Origin of the sequence: Parendozoicomonas haliclonae, from assembly GCF_900174585.1 — a bacterium.
Taxonomy (GTDB): domain Bacteria; phylum Pseudomonadota; class Gammaproteobacteria; order Pseudomonadales; family Endozoicomonadaceae; genus Sansalvadorimonas; species Sansalvadorimonas haliclonae.
Genome location: NZ_FWPT01000004.1, coordinates 399,279 through 417,877, shown reverse-complemented (window position 1 = coordinate 417,877; position 18,599 = coordinate 399,279). Strand labels below are relative to the sequence as shown.

General features: G+C 50.2%; 17 protein-coding genes. 14 read left to right on the top strand and 3 right to left on the bottom strand.

The genetic code is table 11. The annotated features are described in order from the left end of the window. Positions 1 to 38 precede the first annotated feature (38 nt). Positions 39 to 551 carry a peptide deformylase gene (def, locus tag EHSB41UT_RS10980; protein ID WP_087109680.1) on the bottom strand — a complete coding sequence of 171 codons (513 nt, stop codon included), beginning with the start codon at positions 549 to 551 and terminating at the stop codon, positions 39 to 41. Between the two features lie 211 nt (positions 552 to 762). On the opposite strand from def, the gene EHSB41UT_RS10975 reads away from it, so the two are divergent. From EHSB41UT_RS10975 to EHSB41UT_RS10935, 9 genes are all read left to right on the top strand, one after another. Further along, positions 763 to 3,000 carry a hypothetical protein gene (locus EHSB41UT_RS10975; protein WP_087109678.1) on the top strand — a complete coding sequence of 746 codons (2,238 nt, stop codon included), beginning with the start codon at positions 763 to 765 and terminating at the stop codon, positions 2,998 to 3,000. A 107-nt stretch (positions 3,001 to 3,107) separates the two neighbouring features. Then, complete coding sequence (locus EHSB41UT_RS10970) at positions 3,108 to 4,133, top strand: LysM peptidoglycan-binding domain-containing protein (protein ID WP_087109886.1); 1,026 nt, start codon at positions 3,108 to 3,110, stop codon at positions 4,131 to 4,133. Between the two features lie 27 nt (positions 4,134 to 4,160). Beyond that, positions 4,161 to 5,318 carry a DNA-processing protein DprA gene (gene dprA / locus EHSB41UT_RS10965; RefSeq protein ID WP_087109676.1) on the top strand — a complete coding sequence of 386 codons (1,158 nt, stop codon included), beginning with the start codon at positions 4,161 to 4,163 and terminating at the stop codon, positions 5,316 to 5,318. Positions 5,319 to 5,416: 98 nt separating this feature from the next. Beyond that, positions 5,417 to 5,998 carry an L-threonylcarbamoyladenylate synthase type 1 TsaC gene (gene tsaC / locus EHSB41UT_RS10960; protein ID WP_087109674.1) on the top strand — a complete coding sequence of 194 codons (582 nt, stop codon included), beginning with the start codon at positions 5,417 to 5,419 and terminating at the stop codon, positions 5,996 to 5,998. A 106-nt stretch (positions 5,999 to 6,104) separates the two neighbouring features. Next, positions 6,105 to 7,022 (top strand): oxygen-dependent coproporphyrinogen oxidase, encoded by a 918-nt coding sequence (gene hemF / locus EHSB41UT_RS10955; RefSeq protein WP_087109671.1) that lies wholly within the window; start codon positions 6,105 to 6,107, stop codon positions 7,020 to 7,022. Between the two features lie 9 nt (positions 7,023 to 7,031). Further along, positions 7,032 to 7,862: a shikimate dehydrogenase gene (aroE, locus tag EHSB41UT_RS10950; protein WP_087109670.1), complete on the top strand. Its 831-nt coding sequence runs from the start codon at positions 7,032 to 7,034 to the stop codon at positions 7,860 to 7,862. A gap of 149 nt (positions 7,863 to 8,011) precedes the next feature. Next, positions 8,012 to 8,575, top strand: a complete 564-nt coding sequence (locus tag EHSB41UT_RS10945; protein WP_087109668.1) for an Lrp/AsnC ligand binding domain-containing protein — start codon at positions 8,012 to 8,014, stop codon at positions 8,573 to 8,575. Between the two features lie 120 nt (positions 8,576 to 8,695). Beyond that, on the top strand, positions 8,696 to 9,439 hold the full coding sequence (locus EHSB41UT_RS10940; protein WP_165767222.1) for a glycerophosphoryl diester phosphodiesterase: 744 nt from the start codon (positions 8,696 to 8,698) through the stop codon (positions 9,437 to 9,439). Between the two features lie 34 nt (positions 9,440 to 9,473). Further along, the gene (locus EHSB41UT_RS10935; protein WP_133060474.1) at positions 9,474 to 10,235 is read left to right on the top strand and encodes a hypothetical protein; all 762 of its coding nucleotides are present in this window, start codon (positions 9,474 to 9,476) and stop codon (positions 10,233 to 10,235) included. Between the two features lie 4 nt (positions 10,236 to 10,239). Here the strand turns inward: EHSB41UT_RS10935 and EHSB41UT_RS10930 are convergent, their stop codons facing one another. Next, a complete protein-coding gene (locus EHSB41UT_RS10930) occupies positions 10,240 to 11,055 on the bottom strand; it encodes a crotonase/enoyl-CoA hydratase family protein (RefSeq protein WP_087109662.1) in 816 nt (271 codons plus the stop codon). 250 nt (positions 11,056 to 11,305) lie between these two features. Here EHSB41UT_RS10930 and EHSB41UT_RS10925 point away from each other — a divergent pair, with 250 nt between their 5' ends. The 5 genes from EHSB41UT_RS10925 (at position 11,306) to EHSB41UT_RS10905 (ending at position 16,788) form a co-directional block, all read left to right on the top strand. Next, a complete protein-coding gene (locus tag EHSB41UT_RS10925; protein ID WP_087109660.1) occupies positions 11,306 to 12,115 on the top strand; it encodes an outer membrane protein OmpK in 810 nt (269 codons plus the stop codon). A 175-nt stretch (positions 12,116 to 12,290) separates the two neighbouring features. Further along, the gene (locus tag EHSB41UT_RS10920) at positions 12,291 to 13,310 is read left to right on the top strand and encodes an amino acid ABC transporter substrate-binding protein (protein WP_087109658.1); all 1,020 of its coding nucleotides are present in this window, start codon (positions 12,291 to 12,293) and stop codon (positions 13,308 to 13,310) included. An 84-nt stretch (positions 13,311 to 13,394) separates the two neighbouring features. Then, positions 13,395 to 14,588 carry an amino acid ABC transporter permease gene (locus EHSB41UT_RS10915; RefSeq protein ID WP_087109656.1) on the top strand — a complete coding sequence of 398 codons (1,194 nt, stop codon included), beginning with the start codon at positions 13,395 to 13,397 and terminating at the stop codon, positions 14,586 to 14,588. Positions 14,589 to 14,597: 9 nt separating this feature from the next. Then, positions 14,598 to 15,737 (top strand): amino acid ABC transporter permease, encoded by a 1,140-nt coding sequence (locus tag EHSB41UT_RS10910; protein ID WP_087109654.1) that lies wholly within the window; start codon positions 14,598 to 14,600, stop codon positions 15,735 to 15,737. A gap of 28 nt (positions 15,738 to 15,765) precedes the next feature. Then, the gene (locus EHSB41UT_RS10905) at positions 15,766 to 16,788 is read left to right on the top strand and encodes a hypothetical protein (RefSeq protein WP_087109652.1); all 1,023 of its coding nucleotides are present in this window, start codon (positions 15,766 to 15,768) and stop codon (positions 16,786 to 16,788) included. Between the two features lie 18 nt (positions 16,789 to 16,806). On the opposite strand, the gene EHSB41UT_RS10900 is transcribed toward EHSB41UT_RS10905, so the two are convergent. Then, positions 16,807 to 18,525 (bottom strand): hypothetical protein, encoded by a 1,719-nt coding sequence (locus EHSB41UT_RS10900; RefSeq protein WP_133060473.1) that lies wholly within the window; start codon positions 18,523 to 18,525, stop codon positions 16,807 to 16,809. Positions 18,526 to 18,599: the final 74 nt, after the last annotated feature.

The window sequence follows — 18,599 nt, the reverse complement described above, 5'->3', positions numbered from 1 at the left end:
CCTTCTCAGCGCCGGTAGCAAAGACCGCAGTGCAGGTGTTACTGCTTGGTGGCCAGACGCTGGTTCTTTTCCAGCTTCTTGCGGATACGGTCACGCTTGAGCTTGGTCAGCTGATCAACAAACAGCTTGCCGTCCAGGTGATCGTTTTCGTGCTGTACACAGACCGACTGAATACCCTCGTACTCTTTCTCGAAGACGTTACCGTCCTTATCCAGAGCCTTCACCTTCACGCGGTTCGGGCGGTCCAGGTTTTCAAAGAAACCCGGTACAGACAGACAGCCTTCGGAAAACTCGGAAGGTTCTTCACACAGAGGAGTGATCTCAGGGTTGATAAACACTTCCAGACCGGTCTGGTCGGAAGAGAAATCCATAATGAAGATGCGCAGCTGCACATCCACCTGAGTGGCAGCCAGACCACAGCCATCAGCTGCATACATGGTCTCGGTCATATCTTCGATGAGCTGCTTGATGTCGGCGGTGACTTCTTCGACCTTCTCTGCAACTTTGCGAAGACGTGGATCGGGAAACTCAAGAATCTCCAGTTTTGCCATTATCGAATAAACCCTGATTTTTATATACCTAATAAGGTTATTGTACGAGAACTCGCCCCAACAGGCATCATCCGATCACTCTCAACATTGTCAGTACAACTAACGGACTGCTAGCTTCAGGCATCCGTCATACCCCCTTGCCGCAGTGTTAGTGCTTCCCCGATAGGCCGCAGATATGTTCCCGTGATCGAGATTGTCCGGGAATTCCGTCATGAGCATACCTTTACAACTAGGTAATCGGCCGATTCTGTCAGTTGGCACTAACCCCCACCCCGATGTTGTACATACTGGCGATGCCGGTGTTGTCGCGCGGGTTTCCCGTGCCACGGGCAATCTGTTGGGCGGAGCCCTCACTCGGTTTGGTAATACCGAAGATTTGAAGCTGCAGAGTGGCCTGAATGTCTCTTCAGTATTCGGAACGGGTATCGCTCAACGCTATGTGAATACCGCCAGCATGAAAGCGCTGGATGAAGAGACCAGAAAAATTCTGCGGGGCGGCTATTACAAGCAGGAACGTCTGACCACAGTATTGAGCAGTAAAACGCCAATTACGCTGGAAAGTGCCAGAGATATTGCCGTTCAAGCCAAAGGCAGCAAAGAGCCTGAAACCCGTGAGGCTCTGGTGGGAGCGATTCACTCCCTGCGGTCAGATGTGTCCAAAGAACAGGTTGATCAGGAATTAACGGTTCTGGAAAAGGTTGGCCTGCCACCGGTTGTTCAGGATCAGCTGAAGGCATTCGATAAAGAGCGCCAGCAAGGCGTCGTGCAACTGCCAAAGTACGACAGTCTGTTTCAGGGGATTGATCCTGCGGACGGACGTAATGTGCTGCAGTTGGTTGTGGAGCAGTGCCGGGATATCAGCCTGGTGGACTTCTTTATTGATAACGGCGCCCGCCTTGGGTTGAGAGACCATAACGGTGACACCGAAATCGACCATGCTCTGAAAGCCCAGGACTATTTTCTGGCTGCCAAACTGAAGCTGGCTCTGAATTATCAAAGGCTCAGGGATTCAGGGGCATCAGAAGAAGATATCCGCAAACAGAGTGGCGTTGCGGTGTACCACTTTTCCGAAGGCGAGAAGTCTTTTGAGGAGGCGTCTGAAGAATTGTTCGGAAAGCTGAATACCGCGCCCCTTAGCTATACCCATGCCTGTCTGGTGTGTCGCCATAAGGATGGGCATATGACCAGCCGTATGGTTCATTTTCCGGGTGACCTTGCCCCAGAAAGCCCGGCTCACAGCTTGAATGGTGATATGCAGATTCACAACATCTGCACAAAGATGAGCCAGGATCCAACCAGCTCCATGCTTGCTCGGCGGCCCTTGAGAGATGGTGTGCCGGTTAACGATAGTGGTGAGCGCTCAAAGAAGAGTGTCGCGGCAGAAAAAACCATTTACAGCATGATGGGGGCTGTCTCCAGCGGTGTGCTCAGTGCCGTTATTGATAATGGACCCACGTCGGTAGGAACAGCCACAGTCTTCGGTATGGTTAATGGTGGGCTGTGCAGTCCTGTCTCTGCTGATCCCAAACAAAAATCTGCAGAAACCATCGGCAAGCTGGTGGGTGGAGCTGTCGGGATGTTCACCGGCACGCCAGTTGCCGCCGCGCAGGTGGGGGGGCTGGTTGCCAATACGGTTCATACCTTTTCCAAAACCACTGCAGATAACCTTGGTTCCGAGTTTGAGCAGCATCAGTCCACTATGGATTGGGCGCTGCGTTCCGGTGGGACCATTAGTATTCTGGATCGTATTGGTAATACCACGGAGCTAACCGCAGAAAACCTGCCGTTGTTTTATGCCGCAGTAACGGGGCTAGGCATGCCAGCCGTTATGTTCTGGCAGAAGATGGAAGATAAGCGTTTCCGCTATGCGGCCATCGCTTTGATTGTTGCTGTTGTCAGTGGCGGGCTGTGGTTCGGCCCGGCCATTATGCCGCCGTTATGGGCACTGAGGCTGACATTAATGGTTCAGGGTACCCTGATCCCTCTGGAGTGGGACATCAGTAAATTAATGAGTTTCGTCAGCACCACGGCGAAGCCTTTGCTGAGTATGTGCAGCGGCAGTAGACGGAAACGCCCCATGTCGACCCGACAACAGCCACCCCTGGTAACACCTCAGACCAGAACGGATCAGACTTCGGAATCAGAAGGTGAGGAGTCCGAGCCAGACGAACAACGGCCTCCGGTTATTAAACGACGTCGTGTTAAAACTCCGACACCAACCATTTCTGAGTCATCAACTGATGAAGGTGATGATTCAGGATTGGACAGTGGCCCCGGTGAAGAACCTATGGATATGGATGCACCAGGATATGGACAGGCTCGTACTCTGCAAAGACGACGAAAGCCTATAACACCGAAGTCCCGTAAAAAAACAACTAGATCTCGCAGCGGTGATTCAACCCGCAATATATCCAACAACAGACTCTCCACCAGAAGGAGAATCATGTAGCAAAAAAAGGGAAATCAGCCCTCTCCTTGCCTTAATAGAGTAGAGTTTGAGTAATTCTTGCTGCTAATATGGACATGCGCGCAAAAAACAATAGCAAGGAATCAAACATGAAAAGAGTAATGCTTGGAGCTGCCCTGTGGTGCCTGCTCACCCCGGGTTGGGCTGCTGAGCCTTTTCGTGATAGTCACCCTGAGTCCTATACCGTTGTAAAAGGTGACACACTTTGGGATATAGCCGGACGGTTTCTTAAAAATCCCTGGAATTGGCCAGATGTCTGGGAAAAGAATCCCCAGATCAATAATCCTCATCTTATTTATCCAGGCGATCTCGTTCACCTGGTTTACGTCGATGGTCAGCCAAGGCTGACGGTAAGCCGTGGAGAGACCGGCCACACAATCAAGCTGGGTCCGAAGATTCGTTCTACTCCGCTGGATAATGCGATCTCTGCTATTCCTCTTGAAGCGATCAATAGCTTTCTGGATATCAGCCGGGTTATCGAAAGCGCTGAAATTATGAATATGGCACCTTATATTCTGGCCAATGGTCAGGATCGGGTGATCAGTGGTTCCGGCGATACGATTTATGCCCGTGGTGAATTCTCTTCTGATGCTCGTACCTATGGAGTGTATCGCAATCAGAAAAATTACACCGATCCCAAGACCGGTGAGTTTCTGGGCACCATGATCCAGAGCATCGGCTCTGTGAATGTTCAGAATTTGACCAACGACGTTGCCACCATGCATGTTGCCAAGGCCAGCGAAGAGCTGCGGGTTGGCGATCGTCTTCTGGAATCCGAAGAGCGCCGTCTGGCGACTTCTTTCTTCCCGTCTGCTCCAGACAACAAGGATATCGAAGGCTCGATTCTTGATGTAATTGGTGGTGTGAACCAGATCGGCATCTATAACAATGTGCTGGTGAATCTGGGTGTACGTGACGGCATTGAAGATGGCAGTGTTTTGGCGATCTTCCGCAGCAACAAGGTTAAGGACAAGATGACCAATGAGGTGGTAAATCTGCCACCTGAGCGTGTAGGTCATCTGATGGTTTACCGTTCTTACGAGAAGATGAGTCTCGCCATTATTATGCAGGCCAGCCAGCCTTTGCATACCGGCGATACTCTGCGCTCTCCCTGATTCGGAATTAGTCTACTTTTCGTTGCCATGAGCAATGAAAACAACAGACAAACCGAACCTCTCGAATGGCAGCAACTGGAACCCTGGTTGCTGCTTTTTCATATTTCAGGGCTTGGTCAGGCCCGTTATCACACGCTTCTAAAAGCTTTCTCTTCACCCGAGAGCATCCTGTCAGCCTCATTGGCTGAGCTGAAACCCCATGTGCCTGAACGAATCGCCAAGCGCATTCTGTCGGTACGGACGGATGCTGATGTTCAGGCCTGCCTTCAACAAGACAAACAATGGCTGAGGGAAGAGCATCACCATATTGTTCCGCTGAACAGCCCCACTTACCCGGCTTTGCTGAGAGCCATACATGATCCTCCGGTACTGCTTTATCTTAAGGGCGATCCCGATATTCTTAGCGCGCGTCAGGTCGCGGTGGTTGGTTCCCGGCAGCCTACACTGCAGGCCAGTAAAACCGCAGAAGCTTTGGCAAGTTCATTAAGTGCTTGTGGCGTAACTGTGACCAGCGGTCTGGCCATCGGTGTTGATGGCGCTGCTCATCGTGGTGCTTTGTCAGGCAAAGGCAGAACGGTGGCGGTTATGGCCTCCGGGCTGGATGTTATCTATCCACAAAGGCATACCAGCCTGGCTGGTGAGATTGTGAATGCAGGTGGAGTTCTAGTTTCAGAATTTGCCTTGGGAACCCAGCCACGATCTGGACACTTCCCAAGACGTAACCGAATTATCAGCGGTTTAAGTGTGGCGACTCTGGTTGTGGAGGCGGCCGTAGCCAGTGGCTCGTTGGTAACGGCTCGCTTTGCACTGGAACAGGGGCGGGAAGTGTTTGCCATGCCCGGTTCGGTGAACAACCCCAAGGCTCGGGGCTGCCATGCCCTGATTCGCGATGGCGCCATCCTGATAGAAAACGCAGAACAATTACTGGATGAAATAGAAGGAAGCAATTCCACACTCCATGGGCTCGAACAGATTCGCCTTAGCTCGCAGCCGTTCAAAGACAAGCAGCCGGAATGCCCTGAGCAGGGCAAGGTGTTGGAGATGTTGGGATATGACAGCTGCCAGCATGATGAGCTGGTTATAGCGACAGGCTTTTCCAGCCAGAAGCTTTCGGAGTTGTTGCTGGTTATGGAGCTTGAAGGCTGGGTGCAAAGCAGTCCGGCCGGCATCACGCGAGTGGGCTAGCTGCGCTAGACAAAGAAAATGCCATCGTTTAAGTTGCCGACAGCCGGACTTTTTACAAGGCCAGATTGTACAAGGCTAGATTTTACGGGGGACAGGGCTTGAGCGAGCAGGCTAAACAGTTACAGGCACAACAATCAATCACAGCTGCAACGGATGCCGTCCGCACTGGCGGTGTTATCGCCTACCCCACAGAAGCTGTCTGGGGACTTGGATGTGATCCATGGAACCAGAGGGCTGTTGAGCAGATTCTCGCCATCAAAAGACGGCCTGTAGAAAAAGGCCTGATACTGGTTGCTGCCAGTGAAGAGCAACTGCTGCCGTTGCTTGCGCCTTTAACTGATGAGCAGCGCGCGGTGCTTACGGAGCATTGGCCTGGTCCTTTCACCTTTCTTATTCCCGATCACAACCTGTGGGCGCCAGAGTGGGTGCGTGGTGAGCACAGCTCAGTCGCTGTCCGGGTGAGTGATCATCCGATGGTAAAAGCGCTGTGTGAGCAGTGGGGTAAGCCTCTGGTTTCAACCTCAGCCAACCGTGCCGGCGAAGACGCTTTGCGTTCTTACGAGGAAGTGGTTTCGTTGCTAGGTGAGGAAGTGGATGTGGTTGTGGAAGGTGAGGTCGGACAGAACGCTTCCCCGTCCCAGATCTGTGATCTTGTCAGCGGCAACGTCATAAGAAGCTGATCTTTTTCTATATTCAGCCCGAGTCCTCTTTCGGGCTTCCCCTCCCTGATGCTCTACAACAGTGATAGGATGCTTCCCGAAAAAGCTGATTATAAAGAGATAGAAGATGAGCAGCGCTGCCAAAGCATTGGATATAACAGCCGTCGAGGAGTATCTGAAGGACCTGCAGGATCGTATCTGTCAGGGGCTGTCTGATATTGACGGAGGCACGGGCTTCAAAACCGATTTAACCGAACATGCGGGTGGCGGCGGTGGGCGTGCCCGTGTGCTTGAAGGTGGTAACATCATAGAGAAAGGCGGCGTAAACTTTTCCTCAGTAAGAGGTGCTGCCCTGCCGGCTACAGCGTCTGCCCGCCGACCTGAACTCGCGGGTCGCAGCTTTAAAGCGACAGGCGTTTCTCTGGTTATCCATCCTGAAAATCCCTACATCCCCACCTCCCATGCCAATGTTCGTCTGTTTGTTGCAGAGAAAGAGGGCGAGAATCCGGTCTGGTGGTTTGGTGGTGGTTTCGACCTGACACCTTATTACGCTTTTGAAGAAGACTGTCGTCACTGGCACGACGTCTGTAAGAAAGCCTGTGCGCCTTTTGGGGATGATGTGTACCCGCGCTTCAAGAAGTGGTGTGATGAATACTTCTTCCTGAAACATCGGGGAGAAACCCGTGGTGTGGGTGGTCTGTTCTTTGATGATCTGAACGAATGGTCGTTCGATAAGACATTCGATTTTATGCGTGCTGTTGGTGACAGCTATCTGGAAGCTTATCTGCCGATTATCGAAAAGCGGAAAGACATGTCTTGGGGAGAGCGTGAGAAGTCTTTCCAGAAATATCGCCGTGGTCGCTATGTTGAGTTCAACCTGGTCTATGACCGGGGCACGATCTTTGGTTTACAGTCTGGTGGCCGGACAGAATCTATTCTTATGTCCATGCCTCCGGAGGTGGAGTGGCGTTATGACTGGGCGCCGGAGCCAGGTACACCAGAGGCTGATCTGTACGACAACTATCTGAAACCCAGAGAGTGGTAAAGCATCATTATGACTGTTCCAGCCGACCAGTATGCGGTGATGGGAAACCCCATCGAGCACAGCAAATCACCGATTATTCATACGCTTTTTGCTGCCAGAACCGGTGAAGCTATTCGCTATGAGGCGGAGCTGGTTGAGCTATGGGATTTCAAGGATGCGGTTGCCCGATTCTTTGAAAATAAAGGGCGCGGGTTAAATATTACCGTGCCTTTTAAACAGGAAGCCTGGGAGCTTGCCTCACAATTAACCGAACGTGCTCGTCTGTCTGGTGCCGTTAATACACTCTGGCAAGACGACAATGGTGAGTTATGGGGCGATACCACCGATGGTGTTGGTCTGGTTCGTGACATTACCGTAAATCATCAAAGCACCATTGCCGGAAAAAACGTTCTGGTTCTAGGCGCGGGTGGTGCTGTGCGCGGTGTGCTTGAACCTTTGCTGGCAGAAAAACCTGCACAGGTTGTTATTGCGAACAGAACGGTAAGCCGTGCTGATGAGCTGGCTAAGCTCTTTGCTGACTATGGCAAGCTGACGGCTTGCGGGTTTACTGAAGCCGAGGGCCCTTTTGATCTGGTCATCAATGGCACATCAGCGAGCCTGCAGGGTGAATGCCCTCCTCTGCCGCCATCTGCGATCACTCCGGACACGATTGTTTATGACATGATGTACGGAGCTACAGATACTGCGTTTATCCAGTGGGCCAAGGATCAGGGTGCTGTGCACACGATGGATGGTCTGGGCATGCTGGTGGAACAGGCGGCGGAGTCTTTCTTTATCTGGCGTGGTGTTCGTCCGGATACGCAAGAAATCGTCGAAGAGATAAGACAATATCTCTTATAAAGAACTCTCTTTTATAGGGCAGCTTCTGATATCACTCATGATTTTAGAAGCTGAAGACTGGTAATATGAAGGACGTTACTCAGTAAAAACTGACAGCAGCCCTACACCAATAACAGTCAGGGGCGCTGGATACACAGGGGGTAGTGACAATGACCGCAGATGGCCAACTGAGTTTTATTATTCTCGTTGACGCGGGTGATAACGATGTTCACAAGATTCGTGAAGCCTTTCTCAAGCTGGATGCGATCAGCATTGCCCACTGCCCGCTGGGCCCAACAGACCTGATCTGTTATGGCAAAGCCGCAAGCATGAGCGAGCTTAAGGATATTATGAGCACGCAAATGCCTCAGCTGCTGGAAGACCAGTTTAATCCTATCGAAAAGACAGAAACCCTGCTGGTGCTGGACCATTTTGGTGATGACCTGACCGCTGAGCGCTTCTCGCGCCCGAATGGAACCGGTGCGTGGATCTTTACCGACCAGAAGATCAGCAGTCGGAAATTCACCGAAAAGCTGGTGAATCACCATCCGGAAATTATTGCCGCCTTCAATGTTCTTGGCAGCCACGATGGGGTGTTCTATGCAGAAGCAGAAACTCTCGATCGGCTGATGGATGTTATCGATGAAGGCTTCCGAACCCTGCGTGGCATCGGTGCTGAAGGTAAGCCGATGAAGGCGCTGTCCCGCACAGATACCCGTCTGGTTCTCATGTAAGCTCTCAATACTGCCAAGAGGGGCACAAATCGTACACTCCGCCCCTCTGTTCTCCCTACCAACACTTTGCTACCTTGCCCTAACTAGCTGGTTTGTACTGAAAAGGATTCTGGCATGAGGATGAGTCCCATAATTGGCCATCGGGGCGCTGCCCGTATTGCACCTGAAAACACACTGGCAGGCATTCGTGCCGCTGCGGCATGTGGTGTGACCTGGGTCGAGATGGATGTCATTCTGATGGGCGATGGTGCGCTGATTATGCATCACGACAAAACCCTGAATCGCTGCACCACCGGTAAAGGTGAAGTGCTTGCTCTGGGGCTGGCTGATCTTCAAAACATTGATGCTGCCAAGCTCTTTGAAAAGGAATATGGCGATACATTTAAAGGCGAGCCTGTTCCAACTCTGCAGGAGGCCCTGGATCTGACACACGAGCTGGGCATGGGGATGAATCTTGAGATCAAGATGCATAATCACCCGGTGACTGATCTTGTATTACCTGTTTTGGATGTATTGAAAAATCATCCGTTGTTGCGAGAAGGAAAGCTGATTATTTCCAGCTTTGATCACGAAGCACTGGCTCTGTGTCATCAACATTCACCAGAGATCCCTCTTGGTCATCTGTTTGAAGGTCTACCAAGCAATTGGTTAACACTGACAACAGAGGTTAATGCTGCCACGGTGCATGCCAACCAGCGCAAGCTGACACAGAAGAAAGTGCAGGAAGTCTGTGAAGCAGGATATGAACTGTACTGTTATACGGTGAATGACGCACAAAAAGCCAGGCAGCTTTTTGAATGGGGTGCTTCAGGCATCTTTACCGACGATCCGGAAGAAGTGAAAACGGCAATAGACGACAACTAAATTTATTTGCTTAAGCGAGATTCCAGGAGGGAATGTGGTCCGGTCTTTGTTAGCTGTTATTTTGTTCGCAGCCATTGCGACGCCGGGCTATGCTGCATCCCGTGAGCAGGCCGCGTCGCTCTATGGTCTTGCCGGTCTGCATAAAAATTATTCAGGCTGGAAAGGTTCCATGGGGAACATCCTGAATAATTATCAACGTGTACTGCCTCCAGAAGTCTTTCAACAAGTAAACGATCGTTATCGTGTGTTGGCTGCAGAATCACGTTATCAACGTCGTACAATTCTTGCCTTGCGCAGAAAGCTTTCTGACCAGGAAGCGAAAGTCTTGCTGAACTGGTATCAAAATAAAGGCAAAACCTTTGCGGCTAATGAGCGTTCTCTGGATGCTGAAAGTCTTGGCGGGAAGAGTCTGTCTAGCTGGTATCGGCAACAGATTCTTACTGATGAAAGGCGAGCTCTGCTACAGGCTCTTATCAAAGAAACTCAGGCGGTAGAGCAGAGTGCTCAATTTATAACGTCAAGCGCTCTCTCAATGGCGACACTGGTCGCACAATATATGCCTGATGGGCAGTCGCTTGATATTGGCAAAGTTGAGGCCGGGTTGACCCAGCAGATGCCTGCCATTGTTAAGGAGTTGCAAACCGTTTCCCTCGCCCGGTTTGTCTGGATATATCAAGACATCCCAAATGAACGACTCAGGGAATATATCGCGTTTGTGAAAACCCCGGAGGCCAGACGTTGGTTCTCTGTCGTTAATGATATCCAGTCAGAGATGATCCAGCTCCAGGGTTCTTAAGTCATTAGAACAGTGAGCGGTCTGCAAAAGGCTTGGCAGGTTTGTCTTTTCCTGCAAGACCATTCTTCATAGCGATACTTTGATTCTTTCTACCCAGCAGACGGGTTTGTATCCAACGTTCCCATAGCAGCGCCAACCTAGGCCCAGCTTTCCAGGTCTTGCGGAACAGAAGCTTGGTTGCGGCGACCTGATCGGGAGATTTCTGGCTGATGACTTCTGCCAATGCTTCAGCATCAGCTAAAGGTGTATCACTAATGTTGCTGACCAGTCCGTACTGATAGCCTTCTTCCCCTGAGAAAACCCGACCTGTCATGGTCAGTTCCATGGCGATGTCATAGCGGGTCAATGTCGTTAGAGTGGTGGTTGCGCTCATATCGGGGATAAGGCCCCACTTCACTTCCATGATCGACCATTTGGAATCAGGCGTAGCGATGCGGTAGTCCGCTCCCAGCGCAATCTGCAGGCCACCACCAAAACAGTTGCCATGTACGGCACAGATAACCGGCACTGGCAGTGTTTTCCAGATATAGGCGACACGTTGGAAGTTGTTGGCCGAGGTCCACGGAAGCTTGAGAAACAGCTTGGGGACCATCATCGGATTCTTCTGGAGAGCCTTGAAGTCCAGGCCGGCACAGAAAGACTCCCCTTCTCCGGATAAAACCACAGCGCGGATCGATTTGTCTTTGCGAATACGCTTCGCGGTACCGATCAGCTCGCGAAAGAGCTGCTCATCAAGACCGTTATGTTTTTCCGGTCGGTTAAGGGAAACAAAGGCGATGTTATTTTTCGTGCGGAAATGCACTCTGCTCAGATCAGACATGGTTCAGCACTTCTCTTTATTGTCCGTGCATCATTTCATATTTTAACTGTATTTTTCCAGAACATTGCGCGGATTTATTGTTGTTTTTGCAGAGAGTAGACGAATCCTCTTAGTCCAGAATGAAACACAAAAAAACCTTTGAAATACCGATTTTCTTGTGAGCAACTTTTGATCTAAGAGTGTTTCTTTTTATGCAGGTTTTACGTACTCTTCGCCCGAAAAAACACACACCCAAACATGCAGTAGGTTTATGGAAACTGTTAAAAAAATTGCAGGGACTATCGCTCTCTCCGCATCTCTTCTGTCCGGTGCAGCTGCCGCTGATACCTTCACTCCAGTTTACACCTTTGGTGGTGTCAGCATTAACAACCTGAACTGGTCTGATGGTACTGAAGATCGTTCTGCAAGCGGCGCGCAAAAGCGTGACTTCAACTACATCAGCTTTGACGGCGGCATGGGCTTCACCTGGGGTGAGTTCTATGGTTTCTTCGATCTGGAAAACCCAGGTCAGGACCGTGACGAAAAAGATGGTGGCGATGCCTTCCGTACTGCTCACAAGGTAACCTTCCACTACTACCTGGGCGACACCAACTTCACTCTGTACTCCCACATCTACAACGCAGATTCCAAAGGTTTCACTGAAACTAACTATCTGGGTGGTATGGGCTACCGTTTCGCTACTGAATCCGGTCTGTGGGTTAAGCCTTTCATCGCTGCTAACTACACCGATTCCAGCGCTGCTTTCCCAAGTTCTTACCCTGGCGGTAAGAGCGCCAGCTTCAGTGGTTACAACGGCATGGTTGCTGGCTGGACCGCGGGTTATGCCTTTGAAGTTATGGGCCAGCCTCTGATGGTAACCAACTGGAACGAAATCGAGTTCGATCGTGCTGCTGAATACAAAGCCAGCAACGGCGACCGCGGTGTGAACGGTGCAGTTGCCCTGTGGTGGACTCCAGTTGAGAAAATCACTGCTGGTATTCAATACCGTTACGCCGAAGAAAAGCTGGGCGTAGATGGCTACCAGAACGCAATGATCTACACCCTGAAGTACAACTTCTAAGTTAGATTCTGCGCTTAAAAGAAACCCGGCCTTTGTGTCGGGTTTTTTTGTTTTGGGACTCTGTGGTCATTCCGGTAAATGACAAACAGTAACAATCTAGGCAGTATGATTTTCTGATGTGCTTGTTCACATAAAAAACAACAACAGCATTATAAAAATCAGGGAATCAGAAATAATGAAAAGCTGGAAACTTCTGGCCGCCAGTGCTCTTGGCGTAGCTCTTATGGCAGGTAATGCCTCCGCATCGACTCTCGACACCATCAAAGAGCGTGGCAAGTTGCTGTGTGGTTCCAACGGCAAAACGGCCGGTTTTTCTGCCCCGGATGCCAACGGCAAGATGGCTGGTTTTGATGTCGACTTCTGTCGTGCAATCTCTGCGGCGGTGTTTAATGACCCGGATAAGGTTGAGTATGTTCCTCTGACCTCCAAGCAGCGTCTGACTGCTTTGCAGAGTGGTGAGATCGATGTACTGAGTCGTACAACAACTATGACCATGAGCCGTGATGCCGGCATGGGCCTGAGCTTTGCTGCAACCACCATCTATGATGGTCAGGGCTTTATGGTTGCCAAGAAGCTAGGTGTGACTAGCGCCAAAGAACTGGATGGCGCGGCTGTTTGTACCCGTACTGGTACAAACACTGAGCTGAACATGGCGGACTTCTTCAATAAGAACAAGATGGACTACAAGCCGGTTGTTTTTGAAGATCGCTCCGAAGAGCGTGCTGCTTTCTTCAGTGGCCGCTGTGATGTGATGACCGCTGACCTGACCGGTCTGGCAGGTGTTCGCGCGAATGCTCCTGGCAACCCGGATGATTACGCGATCCTCCCGGAAGTCATTTCCAAAGAACCTCTGTCCATTGCCGTGCGCTCTGATGATGCCGAGTGGTTCTCTCTGGTGCGTTGGGTGACCTATGCCCTGATCAATGCTGAAGAGATGGGTATCACTGCTGCTAACGTCGAGAAGATGAAGATGAGCCAGGATCCTGCTATCCAGCGCTTGCTGGGTGTGAATGGTAACCTGGGTGAGAAGATCGGCCTGAGCAATGACTGGGCCGTTCGTGCTATCGGTGCAGTAGGTAACTACAGCGAAATCTTTGAGCGTAATATCGGTACCAACAGCCCGCTGAAGATCGAGCGAGGCATCAATGCTCTCTGGAGTGATGGCGGTATCCTGTACGCGGCACCTGTCCGTTAAGAACACGCTTGCAGATGTTCGGGGCTGGTCTGGCGCTTCTCGCCAAGCCAGCCTTTTTGGTTGTACTCGGTAGCAGGTCACTCCATGATCAATAATTCACTTGCAGGTGGGCATGCCGGTCGTTCGACGGGGCGGTTTTGGCATGATCCGGCTGTACGCTCTTTGCTGATCCAGGCATCAGCCTTCCTGATAATCGCGGCAACGGCCTATTATCTGGTTTCCAATCTGGTTATTAACCTGAATGCCCGCAATATTCCTATCGGATTAAATTTTCTGTCAGAGCGGGCAGGTTTTGATATTGGCGATACCGCCATCGCCTACACGGCTAACGACACCTATGGCCGTGCTCTTATTGTTGGTGTTTTGAACACGCTGAAAGTCAGCTTGATTGCTATTGCTCTGGCAACGGTTATCGGTGTGATTGTTGGTATCGCTCGTCTATCCCAGAACTTTCTGGTTAAAAACATTACCAGAATTTATGTGGAGTACATGCGTAACGTTCCGCTGCTGCTGCAACTGTTCTTCTGGTATGCCCTGCTGACCAAGGCCTTGCCGGGAGCACGTGATGCACTTAATCCTGCGGCCGGTGTCTTCTTAAGTAACCGTGGCCTGTTCCTGCCAACGCTGGAAACCAATACAGACTTTTATTATCTGATGGCAGGTCTGTTTGTCGGATTGGCGGCAGCTGTTTTCTGGGCTGTTCGTACCAAAGGAATACAGAAAAACAGTGGACGACAGTTACCTGTTTTATTGCCAGTCCTTGGTCTTTTGGGCATAGGTGGTTTACTGGGTTGGTTGTTGGGGCCACAAAATATTGTTGTCGATATGCCTGCTCTCAAGGGTTTTAACTTCAAGGGTGGTATTGAGATTACGACAGAGTTCCTTTGTCTGTTGCTCGGTCTGGTGACCTATACCAGTGCTTTTATTGCCGAGAATGTCCGCAGTGGCATTCTGTCGGTGAATAAGGGGCAGCATGAGGCAGCCAGCTCTCTTGGGTTGTCTCCTGCCCGCAGCCAGAGGCTTATTATCCTTCCTCAGGCGTTGCGGGTGATTATTCCTCCGACAACCAGCCAATATATGAACGTGATCAAGAACAGTTCTCTGGGGGTAGCCATTGGTTATCCGGATCTGGTTTCGGTTGCCGGAACCTCTCTCAATCAGACAGGACAGGCGGTGGAATGTATCAGTCTGATCATGCTGGTTTATCTGTTTACCAGCCTGAGCACATCGTTGTTTATGAACTGGTACAACGCCCGCGTGGCACTGGCTGAGCGATAGGAGGCAGACATGGCAATAATTAATTCTCAGCCGTTGCCATCGCGCCCGGCACCGGTAAATAACAGTGGTCTTATATTCTGGCTGCGCAGTAACTTTTTCAGCTCGCCTTTGAATACAGTGCTCACCGCTGTTTGTCTTTATGGCTTATGGCAGGTGTTGCCCGGGCTGGTTGACTGGTTTTTCCTGAGTGCGACCTGGGCGATTTATGGCCCGGAAGGTAATGCGAGTGAAATTACCAACCAGACGGTGGCAGCCTGTAAAGAAGCGGGAGGTGCCTGCTGGTCACTCATTAGCGTAAAACACAGGTTTATGTTGTTTGGCTTCTATCCTCAGGATGAACAGTGGCGCCCCATGGTGACCTGCTTTCTGCTGGTGGGCATGATGATGGCCAGTGGTATTCGCCGTTTCTGGCATCCGGTCTTCCTGTTGGTCTGGCTTGCGACGTTGGTTGTGAGTTTTGTATTGATGGCTGGCGGCCTATTTGGTCTTACCGAGGTACCTACCAGCAAATGGGGCGGCTTGCCGTTAACCCTGGGTATGGCTGTTCTGTCGGTCGCTTTCTCCCTGCCGTTTGGCATCTTGCTGGCTCTTGGTCGCCGGTCGGAGATGAACTTCATCCGCACCCTGTGTATCTGCTATATCGAACTGATCCGTGCCGTGCCGCTGATCAGTATCCTGTTTATGGCATCGTTCCTTTTACCGTTGTTTATGCCGGAAGATCTGACGATTAATAAACTGCTTCGGGCCCAGATCGGTATCATCCTGTTTGCTTCTGCCTATATGGCAGAAGTGATTCGTGGAGGCTTGCAGGCTATCCCGAAAGGGCAGTATGAAGCGGCTGATGCGATGGGGCTGACTTATTGGCAGGCGACCCGAAAGATTATTCTTCCTCAGGCCTTGAAGATATCCATTCCGCCGATTGTCAGTACAATTATTGGAACCTTTAAAGACAGCTCGCTGGTGGTGATTATCGGGTTGTTTGATGTACTGAATACGGTCCGTATAGCTTTCAGTGCTGATCCTCCCTGGACACCGTTCTATATGGAATCGTACTTTGTAGGAGCTGCCGTATTCTTTATATTTTGTTTTGGGATGTCTCATTACAGCCAGTGGTTGGAGAAGCAACTGGATACGGGACATAAAGCCTGATTCATAAGTCCTGAATGGAGAACCTGTGATGGTGAAGAAAACAGTTCTTGAGCAAGCCGTGGAAAATGGTTTGTTGCAGCCATCACAGGTCGATCCGCTCTATAACTATCTGCAGGAACATTCCTCATCCCGTTTTAACCTCACCCATGTGCTGTATTACTTCGGTGGCTTTGTGGCCATCGGGGCTCTGACCCTGTTCATGAATCTGGGTTGGGAGCAGTTTGGTGGTTGGGGCATAGTGGGAATCTGTGCTGTCTATCTCTGTGTAGCCGCGTTGCTTATGCAGTGCATGAATAGATTGCATTACGATGTGCCGGCCAGCCTGTGTGGTTTGTTTATTGTCGCACTGATTCCTCTCGCTGTTTATGGCGGGCAACAGGCTTTGGGGATGTGGCCCGAGGATAAAAACTTCCAGAACCTCCGCTTTGGTTTTGATGATCTCACCATCATGATGGAAGGTACTGCCCTGCTTGCCGGTGTGCTGGTTTTATCGGTTTACCGAAGACCTCTGCAGACCCTGCCCATTACATTGGCGTTATGGTTCCTGTCTCTGAGTGTGACCAGTCTTGTTTATGGTGAAGAGTTTGATTGGGGTAACCGATCTCTGGTAACCATGTGGTTTGGTCTGGCGATGGTGCTGGTCGCTTTTGGGACAGATATTGCCACGCGTAAAAGCCGCGACTATGCCTTCTGGTTTTATCTTGTTGGGGTTGTGACCTTCTGGGGTGGTTTAACGTCACAGAGTTCCGATAGCGAACTCAGTAAGTTCTTCTACTTCTGTCTTAACCTTGGCTTGATAGGTTGTGGTGTTGTATTGCTGAGAAAGATCTTTGTGATTGCCGGAGCTGCAGGCTCGTTTATTTATCTGATGCATATGGCTGACCGAGTTTTTAAAGATAGCTGGCTGTTTCCTGTCGCTCTTACCATCGCAGGGCTTGGCATTGTCTGGCTGGGCATACTTTGGCAAAAGCATGAGCAACAGATCAGTGCATCGCTGCAGAGCCGTCTTCCTAAAGTCTTGCAGGAGCTTCTGGTACAGAGGCGAAACTAAAGCCTGCTGTGTTCACATTTAAAGTGGCGCCTTACGGTCCACTTTAAATGCGCCTTGAATTATCTTTTGTACGGTACTGCCCTCGTCTCTCAACTCTTCCTGAGCAATCTGCCAGGCAATATTGAACTGATCCCGGCTCATAATTATCTGGGATCGGTTTGTCCAATCCACAGAGGTAAACTGGTGATACAGATCCCGTGATAAATCGGGTGACGAGAACCCGTTATCAAGCAACATCTGAATAATTTCTGAGACCAGAATTCGAGTTCGATGATGGGCTGGCATCGTGATAGCAATAGCGGATGGAACATGAGTCGGGGGTGAGGGATTGGTTAGACTCTGGATCATTCTGACCTTCATATGCCGGGAGTTCCTATCCATAAGTGGTTCGGCTTCTTTTCCAAGAACGGATCTGAGATGTGAATCCCGTGTCTGAGGGCGACTTAATTGTTTCCGATGGGTCGTCACCTGCTGAATTTTTTCCGAATAGTAAACATCACTCAGGGTCTGGTCAGGAGTATTGACCTTGGCTATGGTGTCAGGCGTTAACAGCCCTTTCATAATAAATTTCCGGACAAGACTATTATGATCAGCCATCTCCAGCTTCTTTTGAAAGGCCTGAAAGACCAGCTCCTCCGGTGAATCGATAATCGCCCCTGATCTTAAATATTTCAAAATGGTCCGAAGGAGTTCCATTTGCTCCCGGTGCTTACCAGGCAATGCAAATGGGTAAAAGCCAAGAATGTGGGACTCAATCGATCTTAAGTTGTGGGCGAGATACCGGTGTTTGTGGATGGCATCAACCAGCAACTTGATCAGGTCGAAATTATCTCCGACCTCTGGATGGCGCAAAATCATTATCAAGCTATTGGCCAGCGCCGAGATGAGCTCCAATGATTTTTTATCTTTGTCCTGTTCTTTAAATTGATCAGGGTTTACTGGCTCGGCCATGGAAAACTGACTGAATGCGTCTTCAAGGCTGGAAATGTTCCATTGGCTGGTATCGGGAATCATGGCAGATGATGTTGCCAGAGCTTCATCGGACGAGACGCCTATAACTGTTGTGGAACCACGCTTTTCATACTGTGGCAAGCTTACAGGCAGGGTCAAACCGTCAAGCAAACCGGCAGCTTTGGGTGGTTTGACAAAAGCATGAGAAGGATCACTTATCCACACTTCAATAAGAGTCGGGAGAGTAACGCGCACAGTCTTTTGTCCAAGCGGAACCAGGAAAGGACAGCTCTTAACGGCATCCGGAAGTTTTTTCCATAATTCGATAATTGATAGCGCGATGGCCACGGCATAGCCATTTTGGGTTTCTGCTTTTGCCCGGATAGCAGCACGGGCACATTCCCAATTGCAGAGACTGTACTCGAGAGTGCAGGCAACAATGCTGTTGGCTTTGTCGGCACAACGGTGAATTAAATCAATATGATCAACGCCATCATCCCATACGGTGGGAGGTGAATTTAAGCTGAAGACATCACCTATCTGTTCTCTTGTCCCTTCAAAGCCTTCTGCCATGAGTTCATGATTCAGTTTCCAGGAAATACTTTGTAATGACGGTAACGCGGATTGTGGTCTTGTTTTCTGAAGATGATGAACCCACGCTGTGACTGCCAGAGAATTTGGTTTTATTTCTCCGGCAAATATCGACTGTGCACAGGCGAGTAAATAGATTCCACCAAGAAAGGCAATCAAACACTGTACGGATATGAATGCCCATCTTTTATGCATAAACTACAACTCTCGGCAAGAAAAGCTGGTCAGTTTAGACTAAAGCCATAATGTAGTTTGAATAATTGCTTTAT